Genomic DNA, 8,610 nt, shown 5'->3' on the forward strand with positions numbered 1-8,610 from the left:
CCCACTAAATTTTCCCTGAGATTGCTACCGCATATGATTACCCCGATCATATGCGGTGAATATGTTTTGTAGCTGATAGGAGCTATGGAATTGGCAGCGCCATGCCCGGACCTGCCGTACAACTTATAATATTAAACATCGATCAGACAATATGAAAACTAAACACATCCCTGAAACGGTAGCGGAATTATTAGTAAGGCTGAAAGATATTAAAGACAAAGGCATCACTTTTATTCTGGCCGGTAATAAAGAAACGTTTTTATCTTATAGTGAGCTGTATACAACTGCTGTATGTTGGTTATCCTTCTTACAGGGAAAAGGTGTGCAGCCCGGAGATGAACTGGTGCTGCAGGTAGAAGATAATCAAACATTTATCGGCATTTTTTGGGGATGTATTTTAGGAGGTATCATCCCGGTACCTGTTGCTATCAACTTTCATGGTGAAAATGCGCAAAAGCTGTTTAAGATCCGGACTTTTTTGAATAACCCTTATCTGTTTATAGCCCGGGCAAATTATGAAAAACTATCAGCAGAGCAGGCGGTGGGAAAGGAGAACAGCCCGCACTTTGATAAAGTATTATTTATTGAAGACGGGCAGGATATCCGCAGTGAGGGCGTATTACAACCAGTAACGCAGGATACGGTTGCTTTCCTGCAATTCTCTTCAGGTTCTACAGGAGATCCTAAAGGAGTAGTGCTTAAACACAGTAATCTCATCGACAATATTTTTGCTGCATTGGCAGCGCATGGTGTGAACGAAAAAGACAGCCATCTGAGCTGGATGCCGCTCACCCATGATATGGGACTGATTGGTTTTCACCTGTATCCGTTGGGTGCAGGTGTAAACCATTTTATTATGCCTACTGATTTATTTATCAGGCATCCATTGTTATGGTGGCAAAAGGTGTCGGATCATCGTATTACCTTCACCTGCTCTCCTAATTTTGGTTACAAATATTACCTCAATCAATTTTCTGACGATAAAGTCAATGGAATAGAGCTGTCGCAGGTACGTACCCTTTTTAATGGTGCTGAACCTATATCCGCAGATTTGTGCAGGGCATTTTTAGATAAGATGGCCCAATTCGGCTTACGGCCGGACGCCTTGAAACCGGTATACGGTATGGCGGAAGCTACGCTGGAAGTAACTTTCCCGCATTTTACGCCCACACTTCAATCTGTTTGTATTCGTAGGGATGCTTTAACAATAGGGCGTTGTGTAACAGCTAAAGGTGTATTACACCAAAAAGCGACAAAGGGTAGCCTGGAAGTGGTGAATTTGGGTACACCTATAACAGGGATGGAGATTAAAATAACGAATGAAAAGGGGATTGCCTTGCAGGAGGGTTTTGTGGGTGTTATCTGGATTAAAGGGAAAAGCGTTACAGGAGCATATTATAACAACGAAGCAGCTACTACTGCCATCATCAGAAAAGATGGCTGGCTGAATACAGGTGATACAGGATTTATATTGAACAAGTGTTTATATGTAGCAGGAAGAGTGAAAGATATCATTATCGTCAACGGAATGAATGTTTATCCGCACGATATTGAACAAAGCGTGGAAACGCTGGATGGTATTGAAACCGGCAAAATAGTAGCCTGTGGGGTGCCCGATGAGGAAACAGGCTCAGAATTTATTGTGGTGTTTGTTTTACACAAATCTTCAGCAGAAAAATTTCTGCCACTCGCCAAAAAAATAAAAAGATTTATTGCTGCCAACCTGGGATTTGAAGTAAAACACGTGATACCAGTGCGAAAGGTGGCCAAAACTACCAGCGGAAAAGTAAAGCGGTATTTATTCGCAGAGGAATACCGTAAAGGGATATACGATGATATTATTAAAGAGATGGAAGCCGCGGACATCCCTGTTGCTGCACTTCCGGAAGAAAAGCCGGTGATAACGGTTAACGAAACAACTGACCGATCCCACCTGCAACGTGCAGCCACTATCCGCACATGGCTGCAACAATGGTTGCAACGGTATTTGCGGCTTGCGGCCGACGAATTATCTGCTGATAAAACTTTCAGGGAATATGGGATGACTTCCCTGATGGTGGTATCACTGGCAAAAGATCTTGAAACTTTTTTAGAGACAACAGTGGATAATACCGTTGTCTTTAATTACCCTACCATCCATACTTTAGCCAACTACCTGGCAGGCGCAGCTGCTCCTGCAGCAAGTATTGGCGGGCATCATCCGCATAATGATGAAAACAAAATCACAGATAACAGAATAGCTGTAATAGGCATAGGCTGTCGCTTCCCCGGAAAAGTAAATACGCCGGACGCTTTCTGGAAGCTGCTGGTGGAAGAAGGAAACGCTATTACCATAGTGCCGGAAGATCGCTGGAATGTGGCCGATTATTTTGATAAAGATGAAGAGGCGCCTGGTAAAATGTATACAAGGTATGGCGGCTTTATTGAGCAGGCAGACAAATTTGATCCGCTGTTTTTTGGTATTTCTCCCAAAGAAGCTGCAGGTATGGACCCGCAACAGCGTTTGTTACTGGAAGTATGCTGGGAAGCACTGGAACATGCAGGTCTTCGTCCATCAAAACTGAGAGGTAGTGATAGTGGTGTTTTCATAGGAATAGGATCAGATGACTATCAATATATTATTAATAAAAGCCAGGATAATACATACTATGAAGATGCATTGACGGGACTTGGTGTGGAAAGAAGTATTGCTGCCGGCAGAATTGCTTACCTGCTGGATTTCCATGGTCCGGTAATGCAACTGGATACTGCCTGTTCTTCTTCATTGGTAAGCGTGCACCAGGCCTGTATGAGCCTGTTGCAGGGAGAATGTTCCCTGGCATTGGCGGGTGGTGTAAACCTGATGCTTTCTCCGGATACAACTATTAAATTATGCCGGATAAAAGCACTCTCTCCGGCAGGGTTGTGTAAAACATTTGATGATACCGCCGACGGCTATGTGAGAGGGGAAGGAGCAGGCGTTATTGTATTGAAAAGATTTGCCGATGCATTGGCTGCCAATGATAATATACTGGCCGTTATTAATGGCTCTGCTATCAATCATGATGGTTTAAGCAACGGGTTAACGGCTCCAAACGGGATCGCGCAGCAGCAACTGATTGGAAAGGCTTTGCAACATGCCGGTATTGACCCTGCAACAGTGCAATACGTGGAAACCCATGGTACCGGTACACCATTGGGTGATCCGGTAGAAGTACAGGCATTGCATGCCGTATATGGCAAAGCCCATCATGCCGGGCAGCCACTGCTGCTGGGTGCGGTGAAAACAAATATTGGGCACCTGGAAGCCGCTGCAGGCATCGCTGGTCTGATAAAAACAGTACTCAGTCTGCAGCATAAACAGATTCCTGCCAGCCTGCATTTTAATAAACCTAATCGCCTGATTCCCTGGAAGGACCTGCAGGTACAGGTAGTAAATAAATTAACCCCATGGGATATTGCCACCGGAAAAAGGCGTGCTGCCATTAGCTCTTTTGGTTTGAGCGGCACCAATGTGCATGTGATACTGGAAGAAGCTGATCCAGAAAAAAATAACGCACAACCTTCCGGATGGCAGTTACCATCTTATCCATTATTATTATCTGCCAAAACGCCGGATGCATTAAAAGCGCAGGCTGCGCAATATATGCTGCTGCTGCAAAATACGGCTGTTCCTTTGTCAGCGATTGCATACAGTACAGCTATTGCACGCGATGCTTTCAGAAATCGTATGGCCTTCAACGTTAGTACAGCAGAAGAAGCTGCGCAACGCCTGAAAGCATTTGTTAACAACAGTGATACAAATGAAATAGTGCAGGGCAGTGCAGCTGCACATCCTGGAAAAATCGTTTGGTTGTTTACCGGCGGCGGCTCTCAATACTGGGGCATGGGCAGGGAGTTGTATGAAAATAACGCGGTATTCAAACAGGTGATAGATCATTGCGATGCTTTCCTGCAACCCAGGTGGGGATTCGGTTTAACACATCTGCTCTATGAAATTAATAAAGAGGAAGGTAACCGGATATTGCAGCAGATGACCTATTTCCAGCCGGCATTATTTGCTGTTTCCTGTGCCATGGCTGCTATGTGGACTTCCTGGGGTATAAGGCCGTCGTTGGTGGCGGGCCATAGTGTGGGAGAATATGCAGCTGCTTATGTAGCAGGTGTATTCAGTCTCGACGACGGATTAACATTAGTAACAGAAAGATCTCGTTTAATGCAGGCTGTAAAAGAGCCTGGCGCCATGGCTACTGTGTTTGCAGCACCGGCCCTGGTGGCTGCATCTATTCAGCCATATGGAAATGACCTGTCCATTGCAGCTATCAATGGTCCTGAGCTGACCGTGATTTCAGGCAAGAAAGATGCCATCAAAGCAGCCTTGCAATCATTGGAGCAACAAGGTATTGGCGGCCGGGAATTGCTGATATCACATGCTTCCCATTCACCATTGATGGAGCCCATGTTGCCGGCATTCAGGGAAACAGCCATACGCATTCAATATTATACGCCTGTATTGGACCTGGTATCAAATGTAACAGGAGCAGTCATTACAGATGAAATAGCCCATGCCGATTATTGGTGCAATCATATTTTATTGCCTGTACAGTTTTCAAAAAATCTGCAAACAATAAAAGAGCTGGGTGGAGAAATATTGATGGAGTTAGGGCCTCAGCCCAATCTCTTATCAATGGTGCAGTTAACGGCTGCTTATGCTGAAGATTGCCTGTTACCGGGTATGCGCCGTGAGCATTCATCCTGGACTACCATCATGCATAGCCTGATGGCCCTGCATGTAAAAGGCATTCCGGTTAAATGGGAACAATTTTATCAGCATCATCACTATCAGCACGTTGCTTTACCGCTTTATCCGTTTCAGCGCCAACGTTACTGGTTAGAAGCAGGTGAACCGTTTCAACGCACGGTTATCCTGCCGGCAGGTAAAAAAGAAAAAGATGTTATTGTTACTACAGCATCTCATCCCGCTGCAAATAGCCAGGCAGCTATTCTTTCCTACCTCAGTGAGGCTTTAGGCAAAGCATTAAAAATATCACCGGCAGAAATTGATGTATACGCCGACTTACTATTACTGGGCGCCGACTCATTGATATTAAGCAACATGTTGAGGGCCATTGAAAAACAATATGGCCTGAAACTGACGATCAAACAGCTGTTTGATACATTGATCACGCTGGATCAGATAGCAGAATATATTGCAGCCAATGCAGTGGATATTCTGCCTGCAACTACGGAAACGTTGCACGACATAGCAGTAGCAACCATGCCAATGCAACCGTTAACAGCTGTTTCGGGTGGCGCACTTTTCCCTGAAGAGCAGGACCCTTTCCTGGTCATGCAGCGGCAGTTCAATATTATGGCGCAGCAATTCCAGTGGCTATCCCAGCATTACAAAACGGGGAAAGGCACCAATGGAACATTTGAAGATCCGTTGCCGCCGAAGAAAGAAATGATTGATACTACTCCGGTAAAAGAACCTTTTTATAATAAACCTGCCAACACCCCGCTTACTTTATCATTCAGCCAGGAACGTTTGTGGGTGATTGATCAGCTGGAAGGCAGCGTGCAGTATAACGAACGTGCAGTTTACAGATTAAAGGGAGCGCTGAATACCGCCGCTTTATCAGCTGCGCTGCAAAATATTGTTAACCGGCATGAGGTGCTCAGAACAGTGATCACTGAAGTGGATGGTAAAGCCTCCCCACGTTTGCTGGATAAGGATTTGTGGCAGTTGACCACTGTGCAGGATGTATCTTTCAAAGAAGACGCCGCCGCATTGCAGGCATATATTACGCAACTGGTACATCAGCCTTTTGATTTATCGAAAGAGCATATGTTGCGTGCGCAGCTGATCAAAATAGCAGACAACGAACAGATACTGGTGTTAACGATGCACCACATTGCGATGGATGGATGGTCAGCAAATATTCTTTTCAATGAGTTGGTAGAATTATACGGGGCGCATGTGGAAAATCGCCGCCCGCAATTGCTGCCAATGGAAATGCAATACGCTGATTATGCCTCCTGGCAACGCGAATATTTATCAGGCAGGGTATTGGCACAGGAGCTTGATTACTGGAAAGGTCAGCTGGAAGGCGCTGCGCAGTTGAATCTGCCGGTAGACTTTGTAAGGCCCGCTTTTCAAAGTACACGTGGTACAAGACATCACTTCCGTATTAACAAGGAATTATCTGCTCAGTTGCAAATACTGTCAAGGCAACAGGGTGCTACCTTGTTCATGACGATGGTAGCGGCTTTTAAAGTATTATTATACCGTTACTGTGGTCAGGAAGATATCAGTGTAGGTACCTCTATTGCCGGCAGAACTAGAGAAGAGGTAGACGGACTGATAGGACTGTTTATCAATACGCTGGTATTACGCAGTGACCTGGGCAATGATCTCTCTTTTATTTCACTTTTGCAGCAGGTGAAACAAACTACCCTCCAGGCGTACGACCACCAGGAAGTACCATTTGAGAAAGTAGTGGAAGTAGTGGAAAAGGAAAGGGATATGAGCAGAACACCTTTATTCCAGGTGATGTTTGAGCTGTTTAATACACCGGATTTACCGGATCTGCGCCTGGGCGATGTACTGTTATCCAGGGAGCAGACAGCACACCAGACAACCTTATTTGATATAAGTTTTTGTTTTAAAGAAGATACGAATGGTTTAAACGGATATGTAGAATATTGTGTTGACCTGTTCAGCGCAGCTACTATTGAAAGGATGATCAGGCACTACGAACAGTTGTTACAGTTCATTGTAACAGCTCCGTCAGCAAAGATTGCATCTTTGCCGATGCTGCATCCTGAAGAAGAGCAGCAGCTACTGGTTGCTTTTAATCATAACGTGGTCGCCTATCCGCAGCACAGCAACCTGGTTGATCTGTTTGCTGCACAGGCACTACAAACACCGGATGCCATTGCACTGGTATTTGAAAATATTTCACTCACTTATCAGGAACTGGATGAACGTTCCAATCAACTGGCGCATTATTTAAGCAGCAAAGGGGTTAAAACAGACGTTTTGGTGCCGCTTTGCATAGAACGTTCGCCGGAGATGATAGTGAGCATTTTAGGTATCCTGAAGGCCGGTGGTGCCTATGTGCCTATCGACCCTGCTTATCCTGCAGAAAGAATTAATTACCTGCTGGATGATCTTGGTGCTACAGTGATGGTGAGCAGCCATGCATGTCTTCAAAAAATAGATACACTGTCCGCTATAGACATCGTATCGGTAGATAACGACCATACAATGATTGCCGGCCAGCCTGTCAGTACACTGCAAAAGGTAATATCTCCCGATAACCTGGCTTATGTCATTTATACTTCGGGCTCCACTGGTTTGCCCAAGGGCGTGATGGTAGAACATGGCGGCATGCTCAATCATTTGTATGCTAAAATAAATGACCTCCGGCTCAACAATGCATCCATTGTTGCTTATACAGCTGCCTATACATTTGATATTTCTGTGTGGCAGATGTTCGCTGCATTGTTGTGCGGAGGCACAACTATTATATATCGGGATCATCTTATTTTCAGCCCGGCGGTATTGATGACAGATGTAGACAAAAACAAAGTCACCATCCTGGAATTAGTGCCTTCTTACCTGGCGGCTGTATTGCAGGAAAACGTGCCGGTGGCTTTAACGTCCCTGGAATTTTTATTGGTAACAGGCGAAACGGTGAGTCAGCATCTGCTGGCACAATGGTTTAAAAGCTATCCTTATATCCCTGTGGTGAATGCTTACGGCCCAACGGAAGCCTCCGATGATATTTGTCATTATATCATGTATGAAACACCTGCCCGCAGCAATGTGCCGCTGGGTGCTCCCGTACAAAACTTACAGTTGTATGTATTGGACAAGGCGCAGCAGTTGTGCCCTGTAGGTGTACCCGGAGAAATCTGTGTATCCGGCATCGGTGTGGCAAGAGGCTATTTAAACCGGCCGGAATTAACGGCAGAAAAATTCATCCCCAATCCATTCCCTGCGGGTGGCCGCCTGTATAAAACCGGGGACCTGGGCAGATGGCTGCCCGACGGCAATATTGAATACCTGGGCCGTATAGATGAACAGGTGAAGATCCGCGGCTACCGCATAGAGCTGGGTGAAATAGAAAATGTACTGCAACAATGTGACCAGGTAAGTCAGGCAGTAGTACTGGTAAAAGCAGATGATAACGGTAATAAGTGGCTGGTAGGATACATTGTACCCAACGGCACATTTGATAAAGCAGTTATACTCGCTTATCTGAAAGATAAATTACCTGAATATATGGTACCGGCCCTGTTGGTGGAACTGGAAAAAATCCCGCTGACAGCTAACGGTAAAATAGATAAAAAATCCTTACCAGACCCTGATGGCAGCTTGTTGGCCAGCAGGGAGTATGTAGCCCCCCGCAATGAAACAGAACAGGTGCTGGCAGACATCTGGCAGGAGTTGCTGGGTATACAACGGGTAGGTATATACGATAATTTCTTTGAGCTTGGCGGACATTCATTGCTGGCTATGCGACTGATGTCGGCTATCCGCAAAAAAATGCAGGTGGAGTTATCCATGAAGTCGTTATTCCTTCATGCTACTATTGCTGCATTGCATACTTATATCACCGGTGC

The 8,610-nt window shown here is 45.4% G+C and carries 2 pseudogenes; both read left to right on the top strand.

Features of this window, described 5'->3' with window-relative positions:
- Nucleotides 1-151: 151 nt before the first annotated feature.
- Nucleotides 152-5,179, top strand: a pseudogene (locus tag CLV51_RS29930) (beta-ketoacyl synthase N-terminal-like domain-containing protein); the annotation flags it as partial.
- A 264-nt stretch (nucleotides 5,180-5,443) separates the two neighbouring features.
- Nucleotides 5,444-8,590 (top strand): annotated as a pseudogene (locus CLV51_RS29935) (non-ribosomal peptide synthetase); the annotation flags it as partial.
- Between the last annotated feature and the right edge of the window lie 20 nt (nucleotides 8,591-8,610).

The organism is Chitinophaga niastensis (assembly GCF_003014755.1).
GTDB lineage: Bacteria > Bacteroidota > Bacteroidia > Chitinophagales > Chitinophagaceae > Chitinophaga > Chitinophaga niastensis.